This is a genomic window from Stenotrophomonas sp. CFBP 13718 (assembly GCF_014842145.1).
Lineage (GTDB): Bacteria > Pseudomonadota > Gammaproteobacteria > Xanthomonadales > Xanthomonadaceae > Stenotrophomonas.
This window is the reverse complement of sequence record NZ_JACYVC010000008.1, coordinates 97,641-112,719: the sequence shown is the minus strand read 5'-3', so window position 1 is coordinate 112,719 and position 15,079 is coordinate 97,641. Positions and strand designations below refer to the sequence as shown.

Below are 15,079 nucleotides of genomic sequence, written 5' to 3'. Positions count from 1 at the left end.
GGCTCTACCGGTCGGCTCTACCGGTCGGCTCTACCGGTCGGCTCTATCCGGTCGGCTCTATCCGGTCGGCTCTACCCGGTTGGCTCTACCCGTCAGCGCGGGTATGCGAGCAGCACCACCAGGTCATTCTCGCCGCGCTGCTGCAGCGCATGGTGACTGCCGGTGCGGGTCAGCAAGGCGTGCCCTGCACGCAAGTCGTACTGCTTGCCATCCAGCACGTAGGATCCTTCGCCGCTGACGATGTAATAGATCTCGTCCTTGTGCTGCGGATGCAGGCCGATCCCTGCCCCTTTGTGCAGCACGCGTTTGCGCAGCACGAACGGCAGGCCCTGGGCGTCGGCGAAGAACGGATAGGCCGTGGTCGGGCCCGCGCCGCCGTGCGGACCGGGCTGGGGGCGCGCGATGTCGTCCTCATGCACGATCTGCGACGGTCGCTGGGGGTCGGCCCCCTGCCCTGCAGCGCCGTCGACATCGCAGTCGATGTCGCGCACAAGCGCGGGCTTCAGTTCCGGCTGCAATGCCACCCAGTCGCGCAGCACCAGGCACGCCACGGCCGTCGCGCCAGCGCTGCTGAAGTGGGTGCCATCGGCCTTCTGTTGTTCCGGCACGAACAGGAAGTACGGCTTGGCGCCCTGCTCGCCCAGCGCGCGGATCCAGCGCGTGGAACTGCCGTTGAGGTCGATCAGCGCGATGTCCTCGCGCGCGGCCAACTGCTTCATCGCCGCGGTGTATACCCCATGCGTGTCCAGCAGCGAACCGAAGTCGTACAGCAGTCGCGCCACCGGCGTGATCAAGATCGGCGTAGCGCCCTGCTCGCGTGCCAACTGCACGTAGCGCATCAGGAAGGTGGCGTAGTCGCCGGCAGGATCGGTGTAGCGCGTGGGGTCTTCGAACTTCGCATCGTTGTGGCCGAACTGGATCAGCAGCACATCGCCTTTGCGGAGTTCACCGGCAATGGCATCCAGCCGCCCTTCGGCGATGAAACTGCGGGTGCTGCGCCCGCCCTTTGCATGATTGCGCACCTCGATGCGCGCCGGATCCAGATAGCTCTGCAGCATCTGCCCCCAGCCCGCCTGCGGCGCCCGCTCCGGCCCATACGGGGCTGCAGTCGAATCCCCGGCAATGAACACCCGCACCGGCGCCGCGTGGACACCGGGAGCGACGATGGACAGAAGCAGGAATAGCATCAGACGCACGATGTGTACCTCGGCAATGCCGGCCTCCGGTCTGTATCTGGAGGAGAGCCCCCTGAGTCAGGGGGCGACCGCGAAGCGGTGGGGGTCTGGAAGCAAGGTGACGCGGGGCCCGCGGTTTGCAGTGCAAACCGGGGGAGCGCCAGCGCAAATGCGATGGTGCTATCGCGTTACCGCGCCAGCCAGCCACCATCAACCGGCAGCACTGCACCGTTGACGTAGTCCGACGCCGACGAGGACAGGAACACCGCCGCGCCGGCCAGGTCCTCCGGATTGCCCCAGCGTGCAGCGGGAATGCGGTCCAGGATCGACTTGTTGCGGTCTGCATCGGCGCGCAGTGCGGCGGTGTTGTCCGTCGCCATGTAGCCCGGTGCGATGGCATTGACGTTGATGCCCTTGCCTGCCCATTCGTTGGCCAGCAGCCGGGTGATGCCGGCGATGCCGCTCTTGCTGGCGGTGTAGGACGGCACGCGCACGCCGCCCTGGAAGGAGAGCATGGAAGCGATGTTGACGATCTTGCCGTGGCCCTGCGCGATGAAGTGCCGGCCGGCCGCCTGCGAGATGAAGAAGGCCGACTTGATGTTGACGTTCATCACGTCGTCCCAGTCCTGCTCGGTGAAGTCCACCGCATCGGCACGACGGATCAGCCCGGCATTGTTGACCAGGATATCCAGGCCACCCAGGCCCTCGATGGTTTCGCGCACGACGCGCTCCACCGGCTCGATGCTGATCAGGTTGGCTTCGATCGCCAGGCAGCGACGGCCCAGTGCGGTGATCTTTGCCACGGTGTCGGTCGGCGGTGCGATGCCGGCCACGGCCACGTCGGCGCCTGCGGCGGCCAGTGCCACGGCGATACCCTGCCCCAGGCCGGTATTGCCACCGGTGACCAGCGCGACCTTGCCTTCCAGACTGAACGGATTAGCCATTGATGCATTCCTTTTGGGTACGTGCCTTGCCGGCACGGATGACGGACCGCCGCCGGCCACCGGGCCGACGGCGATGCGGATGCCTTACTTGAGCTGGCAGATGTCCAGCACGTGCATGTCGGTGTAATCCAGGTTCTCGCCACCCATCGCCCAGATGAAGGCGTAGTTGCTGGTGCCGGCACCCATGTGGATCGACCACGGCGGGGAGACCACCGCTTCGTTGTTCTGGATGACGATGTGGCGCTGTGCTTCCGGCTCGCCCATGAAGTGGTACACGCGGTCGTTCTGGCCCAGGTCGAAGTAGAAATACACTTCGCTGCGACGGTCGTGCAGGTGCGGCGGCATGGTGTTCCAGACGCTGCCCGGCTTCAGCACGGTCAGGCCCAGCAGCAGCTGCGACGACTGGCAGGTGGCCGGCACGATGTACTGGTAGATGGTGCGCTCGTTGCTGGTTTCCAGCGCGCCACGGTCCAGGGCCACAGCGTCCTTGATCGACAACGCCTTGGTCTCGAAGCGCGCATGCGCCGGGGTCGAGGCCAGGTAGAACTGCGCCGGGTTGGCCGCATCGTCCGAAGCGAACACCACGTCTTCGCTGCCCATGGCCACGTACAGGCCGTCCTTCGGGCCCAGCGTGAACACGGTGCCGTCCACGGTGATGGTGCCGCTGCCGCTGCCGACGTTGATCACGCCCAGTTCGCGACGTTCCAGGAAGGCATGGCCGGCAGCCGAAGCCGGCTCGGTCTGCTTCGGCAGCGATACCGGACCGTTGACCGGGGCGGCGCCACCGAGCACGAAGCGCTCGTAATGGGTGTACTTCAGGGTCACCGCATCAGCGTTGAACAGGCCATCAAGCAGGTACAGGTCACGCAGGTCGTCATTGCTGGCGCCCTTGATGGCATCGGGATGGGTGGCGTAATGGGTCTTGCAGTACATGGCTTCTCCAGAGCAGGGGGCGGGCCGATGGGTCGGCTCCCGCGCGGTTCGATGGCTAGTCTAGCGGTCATGGACACCGGTGTCATTTTGCAGCGCAAGGTAGCGCTGCGACATGACGGGGGGTCCTTCAGTCGTCCTGCGGCGGCTGGCAGGAATCGCGCACGATCAGGTGCGGGCGTACGCTGGCGATCTGCATGGCGGGCTGGCCGTCAGGCTGGATCAGCATCGCCGCGGCGGTGCGGCCGGTGTCCCGGGTGTGGCGGCGTACCGAAGTCAGCGAAGGCCACAGGCGCGAGGCCAGCGGGCTGTCGTCGTAGCCGATGATCGACAGCTCGCGCGGGATGTTGATGCCTGCGCGCAGCGCCACCTTGTAGATACCGGCGGCCATTTCGTCGTTGCCGGTGAAGATCGCGGTCGGCCGCTTCTTGCCCAGCAGCAGCTTTTCCGCTGCGGCCACGCCGGATTCAAAGGTATAACCCGCTTCAACGATGCGGTCCTTCGGCAGCTCGATGCCGCGCTTTGCCAGTGCATCGATGAAGCCGGACGTGCGCTCGTGGGCGGAGCGATACGCGCTCGGTCCGGTGACCAGGGCGATGTCGCGATGCCCCAGTGACAGCAGGTAGTCGGCCGCTTCGGCCGCACCATCGCGGTCATGGGTGACCACCATCTGCGAGGTCTCATCCAGCGGCAACGAGGCGATGCGGGTGAACCGGCAGCCGATCTCCTGCAGCGCGTCCGCCAGGGCCTGGTCTTCGGATGCGCGCGGCACCAGGATCACCCCATGCAGCTTCTGCTGCTGCACGAAGCGGCACACGCCTTCAATATAGCCGGGGCTGCGGCTGTCACAGGGGTGCACCACCAGCTCGAAACTGGAGCCCCTAAGGGCATCGAGTGCGCCGTACTGCATGTCCACGATGTACTGCGCGGTGGGGTTGTCGTAGACCATGCCGATCAGGAACGAGCGGCGGAAGGCCAGGCCACGCGCCAGCGGGTCGGGCGTGTAACCGACCTCGCGCATCAGGGTTTCGACTTTCTCGCGCGTGTCCTTGCGCACCAGCGGCGAGTTGTTGATGATCCGCGAAACCGTTTTCTTGGACACCCCCGACAGTCGCGCGATGTCATTGATCGTGGCCGCCTTGCCCTTCATCACTGCCGGCTTGACGGCATCGTTCTTGTTGCGCACTGACATGTCTTCAACCCGAGGTGTCCGAAGATTCTAGCCGCGCGCTCAGTCGAGCGCGCGGTAGCGGAAATTGCGGAAGGTGACGGCGCCGTCGCCGGCGGCGTAGATCGCCGGCTTGAGGGCCAGGAACTTGCCTGCCACATTGTGATGGTAACCGGACACTTCCATCTGAACCGGGTACTTCACCCAGGTCCGGCCGTCGGTGCTGGAGTGGATGGTGACGATGTGGCGGTTGTTGGTGACCCGCAGCCAGAGCTTGCCGCCGGTGGTGCTGGGTGCCAGCCGGGTGGGGCGCTCCTCACCGTAGCGGTGCATGATGAACTTCTCGCCATTGCTGCCCACGCCCACGTACAGGCGGTCGCTGTAGTACAGCAGGGCGCCGCCCACTGCGCCGGGCGCGACGTCCATCTCGACCTCGAACTGGTAGGCCTTGTCACCGGCGATGGCGGTCAGCGGGGAGCTGTCACGCGGGGTCTCACCCTTGCCCTGCAGCACCAGGCCCTTGCCGGTGAAGTCCAGCCGCTTGTATTCGTCCTGCGCCGGATTGAAGAAGGACCACTGCGGGCCGAGCTTGCCGCCATTGAAACGGTCCGACAGGGCCATGCCGTGCTGGCCGACCGACTCGCCGGATGGCTTGCGCAGCGGCTGGCCGAGATCGCCGCCCTTGGCCACGAACCAGCCATCGGCGGTCCATTCGATGGGTTCCAGCAGGGCTTGGCGACCCAGCGTCCAGTACCCGTTCTCGTAGCCGTGGTACATCATCCACCAGCGTCCGTCGGTGCCTTCGATCACCGTGGCATGGCCACGCGACCACCACGGCTCCGCCGCTGACTGGGTCCGCATGATCGGATTGTTCGGTGCATTCACCCACGGTCCGTGGATCGAGCGGGAGCGTGCGGTGATGACCATGTGGCCGGTAGGCGGCCCGGCGGTGCCGCCCACGGCGGTGGTCATGTAGTACCAGCCATCGCGGAAATTGATCTTCGGGCCTTCCTGCGCATAGGCCTCCACGTCCCAGCTTTCCGGATACTTCCAGCCGTCGTAGACGTGTTTGGGGGTGCCCACCACGCTCAGGCCGTCGTCGGCCAGCTGCACGTAGTCGCCGCCACTGAGGAACAGGTAGCGCTTGCCGTCTTCGCCGACAGCGTGACCGGGATCGATGTACTTCTCCAGGCCGATGTCGATCGGCTCACTCCACGGACCCTTGATGTCATCGGCCCACACCACGAAGTTGCTGCGCGTTTCACCGGTACGCGCCGGGAAATAGATGTAGTAACGGCCTTCGTGCTTGATGATGTCCGGCGCCCAGATCGCACCGACATTCTTCGTGATCGCATGCCCCAGCGGCTGCCAGTTGACCAGGTCGCGCGAGTGCCACAGCGGCAGGCCGGGATAGGCGTCGAACGAAGACAGCGTCAGGTAGTAATCGTCGCCGTCCTTCAGCACCGACGGATCCGGTCGGTCGCCGGCGAACACCGGATTGAGGAACGTGCCGTTGCCCAGGTCCGCCTGGCGCTGGTTTTCGATGCCGCGCGTCCAGTTCGTGGCGGCTACGGGGCCTGCCGCAGCGGCAAGCGAGGTGGCCATCAGCAGGCCACTGGCCAGCAGGATCTTCAACGTGTGCTTCAACTGCATCGTGGTCCCTCCCAGGATCATGATTTCAAGAACGGAAGGGGACGACCGCCGGCCGTCCCCTTCGCCTGTATTACGCGCGCAGCAGGTGCGGCAGCCACAACGACAGACCCGGGAAGAAGGTCACGATGAGCAGCACGCCCAGGGCGGCGAACCAGAACGGCCAGATGCTGCGCATGCTTTCGCCGACGCTGATCTTGCCGATGGCGGTGCCGATGAACAGCACCGAGCCTACCGGTGGTGTCACCAGGCCGAGGCCACCGGTCAGCACCAGCACCAGGCCGAAATGGATCGGATCGATGCCGTAAGCCTTGGCGACCGGCAGGAAGATCGGCGTACAGATCAGGATCATCGGCGCCAGGTCCATGAAGGTGCCCAGCAGCAGCAGCATGATCACGATCATCAGCAGCACCATGAACTGGCTGTGCGCGAACGACTGCAGGAAGTCGACGGCGGCCGTGGGCACCTGCAGGAAGGCCAGCAGCCAGCCGAACACCGCGGCCGTGGCGATCACGAACAGGATCACGCCGGTGCTGCGCGCGGCATGGATGACCGTGCCGAAGAACTCGCGCCACGGCAGCTGCCGGTACAGCACGGTGGTGACCAGCAGGGCGTACACCACGGCAATGGCCGCACTCTCCACCGCAGTGAAGATACCGGCGCGGATGCCCACGAAGATCAGCGCCACCAGGCCCAGGCCGGGCAGGGCGGAGAAGATGCGCAGGGCCACCGCGCGCCAGCCCGGGAACACCTCCACACCGTAGCCGCGACGACGCGCCACGATGTAGCCGGTGATCATCAGCGCCAGCGTCATCAGCAACGCAGGCACGATGCCGGCCGCGAACAGGTCGGCGATGGACAGGCCACCACCGGCAGCGGCCGAGAACAGGATCAGGTTGTGCGACGGCGGCACCAGCAACGCCACCAGCGCGGCGGTGATGCTGACATTGACCGCGAAGTCGCGGTCGTAGCCGCGCTTGACCATCTGCGGGATCATCGTGCCGCCCACCGCGGACACATCGGCGATCGCCGAGCCGGACACACCGCCGAAGAACAGCGAGGACAGGATCGACACCTGGCCCAGGCCGCCGCGCATGCGGCCGACCAGCGATGACGCCAGGGCGATCAGGCGCTCGGAGATACCGCCGCGCATCATGATTTCACCGGCGAAGATGAACAACGGAATGGCGATCAGCGAGGCCGAACCGGTACCGGCGGATATCTGCTGTACCAGCACGATGCTGGGGATATCCAGGTACAGCAGGGTGGCCAGGGCCGCAGCGGCCAGTGCATAGGCGACCGGCACACCCAGCAGCAGCAGGCCGGCAAACACCAGGAAAAGCAGGGTAATGCCCATCTCAACGATCTCCTTCAGCGTCAGCGTCGGCCACGACGGCGAGCGGGTAGTGCACCCGCCACGCGCGGTTGAGCGCGAACAACACCATCAACGCACCGCCCAGCGACAGCGGCAGGTAATTGATGCTCTGCGGCAGGTTGGCCCCTGCAGTCTTGATGTCCAGTCCGTCCTGCAGCAGCACCATCGCCCACACGGCGATGAACCCGCCCAGCACGGCGATCACCAGCTGCACGAAGGTATCCACTACGCGGCGCAGGCCAGCGCTCATGTAAGCGGCCAGCAGGAAGAACCCGAAGTGGCGATTGGTATGCACACCGCAGGCCGCACCCAGGCTCATCGCCGTGCTCAGCAGCAGCAGCGTTACCGGTTCGGTCCAGCTGGGCGAATCGTTCAACACGTAGCGTGCGAACACCTGCCAGCCCTGCACCACCACCAGCCCGAGCAGGGCGGCCACGGCGATGTAGATGGCGATGTCGGCGATGCGGTCCAGCAGGCGCTGGCCGGCACTCAGGGCGATCGGGGCGGTGCCCGTCGTCGTATCGGTCATGGCGGAATCCTCAGGCGAGATCGCGGATGCGGTTGACCATGGCGGCCAGCTCGGGCTGCTTCAGGTACTCCTGCAGCAGCGGATCAGCGGCCTTGCGGAATGCCGCCAGGTCCACCTCGTTGGTCTTGACGCCGAAATCGGTCACGGCCTTGCGCGCTGCGTCCTCCGATGCATCCCACTGCTGGCGCATCACGTTGACCGATGCACGGGCCGTGTCGAGCAGCAGCTGGCGATCAGCCGGTTGCAACTGCTCGAAGCTGGCGCGCGACATCAGCAACACGTCGGGGGCATACGAATGGTCGCTCTGCGACCAGTAGTGCGCGGCTTCGAAGTGACGGCTGGAGTGGAAGCTGCGCATGTTGTTTTCCGCACCGTCGATCATGTGCGTTTCCATGCCCGAGAACGTATCGCCCAGCGACATCGGCGTCGGGTTCGCACCGAACAGACGCATCAACTGGATGAAGATGTCCGACGATGCCACGCGCAGCTTCAGGCCGCGCAGGTCGTTCGGCTCCACGATGGGGTGCTTGGTGTTGTAGAAGCAGCGTGCGCCCGAATCGTAGATGGCCAGGCCGATAAGATCGCGTGTCTCGAAGCTGCGCAGCACCGCGTCGGCCACGCCGCCGTCCAGTGCGGCACGCATGTGCGCCACCGAATTGAACACATACGGCAGGCACAGGGCCTGGGTGAGCGGGAATGCATTGTTGAGTGCACCGGAATACACACGGGTGATGTCGATGGCACCAAAGCGCGCCATGTCGATCGCCTCGGACTCGCGACCCAGCTGGCCAGAGTGGTACTGGCGCAGGCGCAGGCGGCCACCGGTTTCGCGGGCCAGGGTCTCGCCGATCCACTTCACCGCGGTCACGGTGGGGTAATCAGCGATATGGACATCGGTCGCGGTGAGCAGGTGCCCACCGGCCACGCTGTCGCCGGCTTTGCTGCAGCCTGCCAGGACCGGCGCAGCAAGCGCGCCGAGGCTGGTGGCAAGGAAGTTTCTACGTGTGATCATCTGCGCCCTCCCGCGCGTGTTCACCTGGCCGGCGCGGTCATCCCGCTGCCACGGCCCGGCAGGCAATGTCTCCGAAACCAGCGAACCGCACCACTGCCGTCTGGCCTACGCTGATGTCGTGGATACCGGTCGCATTGCCGGTGGCGATGAGTTCGCCGCGCTTGAGCGGGCGGCCACGCTTGGCCGAGCGGGACAAGGCAAAGGCGATGGCGGTACGCAGGCCGCCGGGCAGACGCGTTGCACCACCGGTGCCGACGACCTCACCCTCGATCAGCGTCTCCGCGCGCAGTTCGCTGTCATCGCGGGTGGTCCAGTCGGTGATTTCCGGCCCCAGCAACAGCCCGTTGTTGTTGCCGAAATCAGACACCACCACCAGCGGGCCGAGAATGTTGATGGTCGCCAACGGGCTGCTGGCCACTTCCACGCCGATGTACAGGCGCGCCGGCAGCGCTTCGGCCTGCTCGGGCGTCCACTCCAGCTGATCAGCCGGTGCATCTTCCAGCAGTTCGATCACGTACTCGGCCTCGACCGCGGCGAAACCGCCTTCGAAGACCGGAATGTCGAGAACTGTTCCACCGGTAGCATTCTGCAGCCGATTGTTGAAGATCGGGCCCAGCAGGCGGTCATCGCCGGACACATCGCGGCGCTCTTCGGCGATGTAGCCGACCTTCCAGCCCACTACGTCATGGCCCCATTCGGCGATGGCCAGGTCCTGCACGTGGTAGGCGGTGACCAGGTCGGCGGGGATCGTACCGGGGAAATCAGGCAGGGAAGCGCCTGCACGACGCGCGCCGGTAAAGGCGCTGGCGATGGCGGCCGGGTCGGCCGGTGCGGTTGGCAGGTCCATGTTGCCGGGTTCGTTGCTCAAGGAGGCTCTCCCTTTGGCGTTGTTGCGCTGCGCATCGACAGCGTTCGGATGACGTGTATATGGTAAACCGGTGTCATCTGGCAATGTGCAGTGCGTCAGAAGGCATTCCGGGGTCCGCCCGCAACGACCCGTCCTTCTGTCTGGAGCCTTGCGCCATATGAGATTGCCGTTGTTTCTGCTGCCGCTGTCGCTGATTTCCGCGATGTCGTTGTGCGTATCCGCCGCTGCAGCGCAGCGCGCCGTGTCACCGGTCGAAATGGCGGCCGACGAGGCACCGGGCGAGCGCATCCCGCTGTGGCCCGCAGGTCAGGTTCCGGGCGAACAGGGCACCGCCCGCCCGATGCATGTGGTCGAACGCAGCACCGACCCGGCCCGGCCTGACCGCTATGTCGACCAGGTGGACGCCCCGTGGCTGGTGGTGCATGCGCCCGCGCGGCCCAACGGCAAGGCCGTGCTGGTCATCCCCGGCGGCGGCTACCAGCGCGTGGTGATCGACAAGGAAGGCACCGAGCTGGTTCCGGACTGGGTGGATCGTGCGGGCTACACGTTGTTCGTCCTGCGCTACCGGTTGCCGCAGCAGGGCCGTGATCGCCAGGCCGCACTGGCCGACGCGCAGCGCGCGCTGCGCAGGGTGCGCGCCATGGCCTCCGGCCGCGGGCTCGACCCGGATGACATCGCCGTGATGGGGTTCTCCGCCGGTGGCCACGTGGCCGCGCGGCTGGCGACCGGTTTCGATGCCACCGCGTATCCCCCACGCGACGACCTGGATGGGCTCAGTGCCAGGCCGTCGCGGGTCGTTCTGGTCTATCCCGTGATCGACATGGGCACGCACGCGCACAGCGGCTCGCGGCAGCACCTGTTGGGTGAGCATCCCGATCGTGCCCTGCAGGACACGTTCTCCCTGCAGACGCAGGTACGCCGGGACATGCCGCCCACGCTGCTGCTGCATGCAGCCGACGATGCAGTGGTCAGCGTGGACAACAGCCTGCTGATGGCGCGTGCCTTGGCCGATGCAGGTGTGGAGTACGAACTGCATGTATTCGCCCACGGTGGCCACGGCTTCGGCATGCGGGCACCGGTAGCTTCCACCACGGCCCTGTGGCCGCAGATCGCGCAGCGCTGGCTGCAGCACCCGACTCGCAAGGAGCAGCCATGACCGACCTCGCCGACCTGCAGCGCCGCCGCTTCCTCAGCGACAGCGCACGCTGGGCCTTCGCCGCGGCGACGGCTGCCGCATTGCCCAGCGCCTTCGCCCGACCTGCGGCGCGGACGGACAACCAGGTGCTGGCCCGTGTGCGGGGCGGCCGCGTGCGGGGCCAGCGCGAGCAGGGCATCAACGTGTTCCGTGGCCTGCGCTACGGTGCGGATACTGCCGCGTACCGCTTCCAGCCGCCGCGCGCCGAGCTCCCTTGGCGGGGCATCGCCGATGCCCTGGAGTTCGGCAGTGCCGCCCCGCAGGGCGGCAAAGAGGGGCCGGGCAGCGAAGACTGCCTGTTCCTCAACGTGTGGACGCCTGCGCTGGGCGACGGCGGCAAGCGGCCGATTCTGTTCTATATCCACGGCGGCGGCTTCAACAACGGCTCCGGCAGTGATCCGCTGTACGACGGCAGCGCCCTATGCCGTCGCGGTGACGTCGTGGTGGTGACCGTCAACCATCGCCTCAACCTGTTTGGCTATCTGTATCTGGGCGCGATGGGCGACCCACGCTATGCCGCATCCGGCAATGCAGGTCAGCTCGATCTGGTGCAGGCCCTGCAGTGGGTGCGCGAGCACGCCGCGACCTTTGGCGGCGATGCGGCCAACATCACCGTGTTCGGCCAGTCCGGTGGCGGCGCGAAGATCGCCACGTTGATGGCGATGCCGGCAGCGAAGGGACTGTTCCAGCGCGCGTGGACGATGAGCGGGCAACAGGTGACGGCCGCGGGACCACGCGCCGCCGCGCAGCGCACCGACATCGCCATGAAGGCGGCAGGGGCAGACGACATCGATGCGCTGCTGCGCCTGTCACCGGCCGCGCTGCTGGCAGCGGGCAAGGCACGCGATCCGTCGCGTGTGGAGAACAGCAGCCTGTATGTCGGCCCGGTGCTGGACGACGTGGTAGTGCCGGTGCATCCCTTCTTTCCCGACGCTCCTGCCCAGTCCGCTCACATCCCGATGGTGATCGGCAATACGCGCGATGAGACCCGCGCGTTCCTTAGCAATGATCCGGCCAACCATGAACTGACATGGGACACGTTGCCGGCGAGGCTGGAGCAGGAGCAGTACGTTGACCTGCGGCCGCAACGCGTCATCGACGCCTACCGGCGCATGTATCCGCAGTACACGCCGTCGCAGGTGTTCTTCGCAGCCACCACCGCAGGCCGTTCGTGGCGTGGGGCCGTGGAAGAACTGGAGGCGCGTGCGCGCCAGCCGGTCGGGGCCGCGCCCACCTGGGCCTACCAGCTGGACTGGGGATCGCCGCTGGATGGCGGGCGGTTCGGGGCGTTCCATACGCTGGATATCCCGTTGGTGTTCGACAACGCCGGCCAGCCCGGCTCGCGCACCGGCGATGGTCCGGACGCGACGGCGGTCGCCGCGATGATGAGCAGCGCACTGATCCACTTTGCCCGCACCGGCGACCCCAACCATCCGGGCATCGCACGTTGGGAACCGTATGACCTGCCGCGTCGGCAGACCCTGCTGTTCGATACGCGCAGCCAGTTGGCCGATGATCCACGTGGCGGCGAGCGCGAACTCTATCGGCAGGCGCCCTTCATGCAGCGCGGCACGTTCTGAGGCGCTGCTGCGCGTGTTTCCCGTTTCCGCCAACCGCTGCCGAGCATGCTCGGCGACCACGGGACCTCGTGCCGTGGGTGATGACCGCAGGTCGTCGCGCTGTTGCCGCTGCGCTCGCTGAGCATGGCTCGGCGCTACCGGAGTTCCGTCGATGTCGAACCGTCGCTGCGTGTTGTCCCTGCTTGCTCTCTTCGCTGCGTTGCCTGCCATGGCGGGCGACAGGCCGCTGCCTGCGCCCATCCGGGCGAGCAAGATCATCCTGGTCGGGGACTCGACCACGGCGGTGCAGGGCGGGTGGGGGCCGCGCTTCTGCGGCGACCATGTCACGTCCTTCGCGGCCTGCATCAATCTGGCTCGCGGTGGGCGCAGTACGTACAACTACCGTGCTGAAGGGTCATGGTCACTGGTGGAATCGGAGATGCGCGCACCGGGCTATGCCGCCACGTGGGTGCTGATCCAGTTCGGGCACAACGACCAGCCGGGCAAGCCCGGACGCTCCACCGACCTGCAGCACGAGTTCCCGGACAACCTGCAGCGTTATGTGCAGGAGGTACGGGCCGCGGGTGCCGTGCCCGTGCTGCTGACACCACTCACCCGCCGACAGTTCGCCGATGGCCGACTGATCGATGACCTTGCCCCCTGGGCCGATGCCATACGGCGGGTAGCGCGCGAGCTGGATGTTCCGCTGGTCGACCTGCATGCGCGCAGCCGGGCGCTGGTGCAGGCGATGGGTCCGGTCATGGCGATGACACTCGCCCAGGCACCCGCCTCCCAGCCGCAGGTGGCGGCCGCGCTGTCGGGCACCACCGTAGATGCGGCCGCAGCCGCACCGGGCGCCGGTGCCGCTGCACAGAACGCGCTGATCGAGCCGATGGGCCAGGCCAAGCGAGCCTTCGACTACACCCACCTGGGAGACGACGGTGCGGCGGTATTCGCCACGGTGGTGGCCGAGGAGCTTGCGCATACGGTGCCGCCGATGCGCCCGCTGCTGCTGCCGTGAGACGTCATCCGGCCAAGCGGCGGCGCCCGATGGGTGGATAACGACTGAAACCCGCACTTTTCGCTCATATTCCGGCTGTAAAGGCCGTGCGAACGTTCTGCGGACCGATGTGGCCTAGACTGGGTGCATGCAAGTGCAGTCGATCCCCTCCGGTTTCCGTGGCAAAGACAAGTTGATTTCGGCGCTGGATGCGGCGGTCGACCAAGGCGATGCTGCGTCGATCACCGCGGCCCTGCAGCAGACCCTGCGCAGTGCCATCGGCGATCCGTCCATCGAGCTGCCGGCCTGCGTCCATCGTCCCGTGCAGGGCCGCTATGCGCGGCGCGAACTGCATCGCAGCCCTACGCTGGGCTACAGCGTGATCGCCATGTGCTGGGGCCCGGGGCAGGGTACGCCGCTGCACGATCACGACGCGATGTGGTGCGTGGAAGGCGTATGGCGGGGTGATCTGGTCGTCACCCCGTATGCGCTGCTGGAGCAGGACGGCGACCGTGCCCGGTTCGCCGCGCAGGCGCTGCTGTATGGCCAACGGGGCAGTGCCGGCAGTCTGATTCCACCGCACGAGTACCACACACTGCGCAACGCCAGCAGCGAAGAGATCGCGGTGTCGGTCCACGTGTACCAAGGCCCGATGGAACGCAGCACCGTGTTCGAACCGATCGGCGATGGCTGGTACCAGGCGCGCGTGCACGCGCTGGACAGCGACGCCTGACCCGGCACCCGGCGGTGCGCCCGGCTGACTGATTTCTGCAAGCCTGCGTCCCATGGCGCTCTGTAGGATTTTTTACAGACTTCGGAGGAGCGCACCAGCGCCATGGACCTTGCACATTGCCTGCTGGACCGACGCGACTACACGGCGGTCCAGTTCCAACAGCTGACACTGCCCGACCTCGGCGCGAAGCGACGCAACCTGGTGTGCATCACGTGCGGGCAGCAGGCGTTCTTCCGCAAGCCCAGTGCAGATGGGCGGTCCGCCTGTTTCGGTGCGCGCCCGCATGCTGCTGGCTGCAGCATGGCGGCGGAGGATGCGCTTCGCGTCGAGAGCGCGATCGGTCCCGATGAAGCGATCATCCGCAACACCGATGTCCTGGTGGTCGATTTCAACTTCGGCGCGGTGCAGGGCGCGCCGCATCTGCAGGATAGCGAACAGGCCGGCGCGCAAGGACGCGGGGGGCGGCACGTCGCCGGGGCCGGGCAGCGCACGGCACGTCCCCATCGCAGGCTGAGTACGCTGCTCAAGCACCTGCGCAGCTCCGCAGCCTTCGGCGCTTCGAACCAGCCCATCGAAATCGGCGGGATCGCCAACCGGACGTTGCGCGACTTTTTCGTCGAGTTCTCCGCGCTGCAGCCCCACCACTTCAGCCAGGTCGTCGGCTGCTGGGGCATGATCGCCTACGCGGGCGCCGGGAATGGCGTCACCTGGCTGAATTCCGGCGGCCGGGGCGATATCAGCATCGGGATCCCGGACGCCATCGGCGCGGCGTTCACGCAGCGCTTCCAGGTGACCGATCTGGAAGATCTGGCCGGCGCCTATGTGCTCGCCATCGGCACGCCGTGGATCTCACAGCAGGGAAAGAAGTGCCTGATCGTGGACGACATCGAGTTCGTCACCGCCAGCCTCGCCTGAGGGGGCAAGGCTGACGGCCAGCGGCC

Annotated in this window: 14 protein-coding genes; 5 read left to right on the top strand and 9 right to left on the bottom strand. The window is 66.6% G+C overall.

The genetic code is table 11. The features are described from left to right. Positions 1-92: 92 nt before the first annotated feature. The 9 genes from IFT58_RS13605 to IFT58_RS13565 all read right to left on the bottom strand — a co-directional run bounded on the left by IFT58_RS13605 (position 93) and on the right by IFT58_RS13565 (position 9,630). Positions 93-1,187, bottom strand: coding sequence for a GDSL-type esterase/lipase family protein (locus IFT58_RS13605; protein WP_192095499.1), 1,095 nt, complete (start codon positions 1,185-1,187; stop codon positions 93-95). A 176-nt stretch (positions 1,188-1,363) separates the two neighbouring features. Further along, positions 1,364-2,119: a 2-dehydro-3-deoxy-D-gluconate 5-dehydrogenase KduD gene (gene kduD / locus IFT58_RS13600; protein ID WP_188325581.1), complete on the bottom strand. Its 756-nt coding sequence runs from the start codon at positions 2,117-2,119 to the stop codon at positions 1,364-1,366. Positions 2,120-2,203: 84 nt separating this feature from the next. Further along, complete coding sequence (gene kduI, locus IFT58_RS13595; RefSeq protein ID WP_123699973.1) at positions 2,204-3,052, bottom strand: 5-dehydro-4-deoxy-D-glucuronate isomerase; 849 nt, start codon at positions 3,050-3,052, stop codon at positions 2,204-2,206. A 127-nt stretch (positions 3,053-3,179) separates the two neighbouring features. Continuing rightward, positions 3,180-4,241 carry a LacI family DNA-binding transcriptional regulator gene (locus tag IFT58_RS13590; protein ID WP_188325580.1) on the bottom strand — a complete coding sequence of 354 codons (1,062 nt, stop codon included), beginning with the start codon at positions 4,239-4,241 and terminating at the stop codon, positions 3,180-3,182. 39 nt (positions 4,242-4,280) lie between these two features. Continuing rightward, positions 4,281-5,870: a family 43 glycosylhydrolase gene (locus IFT58_RS13585; protein ID WP_192095581.1), complete on the bottom strand. Its 1,590-nt coding sequence runs from the start codon at positions 5,868-5,870 to the stop codon at positions 4,281-4,283. Positions 5,871-5,940: 70 nt separating this feature from the next. Continuing rightward, a complete protein-coding gene (locus tag IFT58_RS13580) occupies positions 5,941-7,224 on the bottom strand; it encodes a TRAP transporter large permease (protein WP_192081967.1) in 1,284 nt (427 codons plus the stop codon). Between the two features lies 1 nt (position 7,225). After that, the gene (locus IFT58_RS13575) at positions 7,226-7,771 is read right to left on the bottom strand and encodes a TRAP transporter small permease (RefSeq protein ID WP_188325577.1); all 546 of its coding nucleotides are present in this window, start codon (positions 7,769-7,771) and stop codon (positions 7,226-7,228) included. A gap of 10 nt (positions 7,772-7,781) precedes the next feature. Continuing rightward, a complete protein-coding gene (locus IFT58_RS13570; protein ID WP_192095498.1) occupies positions 7,782-8,783 on the bottom strand; it encodes a TRAP transporter substrate-binding protein in 1,002 nt (333 codons plus the stop codon). 37 nt (positions 8,784-8,820) lie between these two features. Beyond that, positions 8,821-9,630: a 2-keto-4-pentenoate hydratase gene (locus IFT58_RS13565; protein WP_188327143.1), complete on the bottom strand. Its 810-nt coding sequence runs from the start codon at positions 9,628-9,630 to the stop codon at positions 8,821-8,823. Positions 9,631-9,808: 178 nt separating this feature from the next. On the opposite strand from IFT58_RS13565, the gene IFT58_RS13560 reads away from it, so the two are divergent. From IFT58_RS13560 to IFT58_RS13540, 5 genes are all read left to right on the top strand, one after another. Continuing rightward, positions 9,809-10,807 carry an alpha/beta hydrolase gene (locus IFT58_RS13560; protein ID WP_249405705.1) on the top strand — a complete coding sequence of 333 codons (999 nt, stop codon included), beginning with the start codon at positions 9,809-9,811 and terminating at the stop codon, positions 10,805-10,807. After that, entirely contained in the window at positions 10,804-12,426 is a 1,623-nt protein-coding gene (locus IFT58_RS13555; RefSeq protein ID WP_192095496.1) for a carboxylesterase family protein, read from the top strand. Before IFT58_RS13560 ends, IFT58_RS13555 begins: the two co-directional genes overlap by 4 nt. A gap of 208 nt (positions 12,427-12,634) precedes the next feature. Further along, the gene (locus tag IFT58_RS13550; protein WP_249405710.1) at positions 12,635-13,426 is read left to right on the top strand and encodes a rhamnogalacturonan acetylesterase; all 792 of its coding nucleotides are present in this window, start codon (positions 12,635-12,637) and stop codon (positions 13,424-13,426) included. A 127-nt stretch (positions 13,427-13,553) separates the two neighbouring features. Further along, positions 13,554-14,138, top strand: a complete 585-nt coding sequence (locus IFT58_RS13545) for a cysteine dioxygenase family protein (protein ID WP_192095492.1) — start codon at positions 13,554-13,556, stop codon at positions 14,136-14,138. A 102-nt stretch (positions 14,139-14,240) separates the two neighbouring features. Further along, positions 14,241-15,053 carry a hypothetical protein gene (locus tag IFT58_RS13540; protein WP_192095490.1) on the top strand — a complete coding sequence of 271 codons (813 nt, stop codon included), beginning with the start codon at positions 14,241-14,243 and terminating at the stop codon, positions 15,051-15,053. Positions 15,054-15,079 lie beyond the last annotated feature (26 nt).

Bases quoted from the DNA above. Each gene is read 5' to 3' on its own strand.
- kduI (WP_123699973.1), bottom strand. From the start codon at position 3,052: ATGTACTGCAAGACCCATTACGCCACCCATCCCGATGCCATCAAGGGC.
- IFT58_RS13550 (WP_249405710.1), top strand. From the start codon at position 12,635: ATGGCGGGCGACAGGCCGCTGCCTGCGCCCATCCGGGCGAGCAAGATC.
- IFT58_RS13555 (WP_192095496.1), top strand. From the start codon at position 10,804: ATGACCGACCTCGCCGACCTGCAGCGCCGCCGCTTCCTCAGCGACAGC.
- IFT58_RS13590 (WP_188325580.1), bottom strand. From the start codon at position 4,241: ATGTCAGTGCGCAACAAGAACGATGCCGTCAAGCCGGCAGTGATGAAG.
- IFT58_RS13580 (WP_192081967.1), bottom strand. From the start codon at position 7,224: ATGGGCATTACCCTGCTTTTCCTGGTGTTTGCCGGCCTGCTGCTGCTG.
- IFT58_RS13575 (WP_188325577.1), bottom strand. From the start codon at position 7,771: ATGACCGATACGACGACGGGCACCGCCCCGATCGCCCTGAGTGCCGGC.
- IFT58_RS13570 (WP_192095498.1), bottom strand. From the start codon at position 8,783: ATGATCACACGTAGAAACTTCCTTGCCACCAGCCTCGGCGCGCTTGCT.
- IFT58_RS13540 (WP_192095490.1), top strand. From the start codon at position 14,241: ATGGACCTTGCACATTGCCTGCTGGACCGACGCGACTACACGGCGGTC.
- IFT58_RS13605 (WP_192095499.1), bottom strand. From the start codon at position 1,187: ATGCTATTCCTGCTTCTGTCCATCGTCGCTCCCGGTGTCCACGCGGCG.
- IFT58_RS13545 (WP_192095492.1), top strand. From the start codon at position 13,554: ATGCAAGTGCAGTCGATCCCCTCCGGTTTCCGTGGCAAAGACAAGTTG.
- IFT58_RS13565 (WP_188327143.1), bottom strand. From the start codon at position 9,630: ATGGACCTGCCAACCGCACCGGCCGACCCGGCCGCCATCGCCAGCGCC.
- IFT58_RS13560 (WP_249405705.1), top strand. From the start codon at position 9,809: ATGAGATTGCCGTTGTTTCTGCTGCCGCTGTCGCTGATTTCCGCGATG.
- kduD (WP_188325581.1), bottom strand. From the start codon at position 2,119: ATGGCTAATCCGTTCAGTCTGGAAGGCAAGGTCGCGCTGGTCACCGGT.
- IFT58_RS13585 (WP_192095581.1), bottom strand. From the start codon at position 5,870: ATGCAGTTGAAGCACACGTTGAAGATCCTGCTGGCCAGTGGCCTGCTG.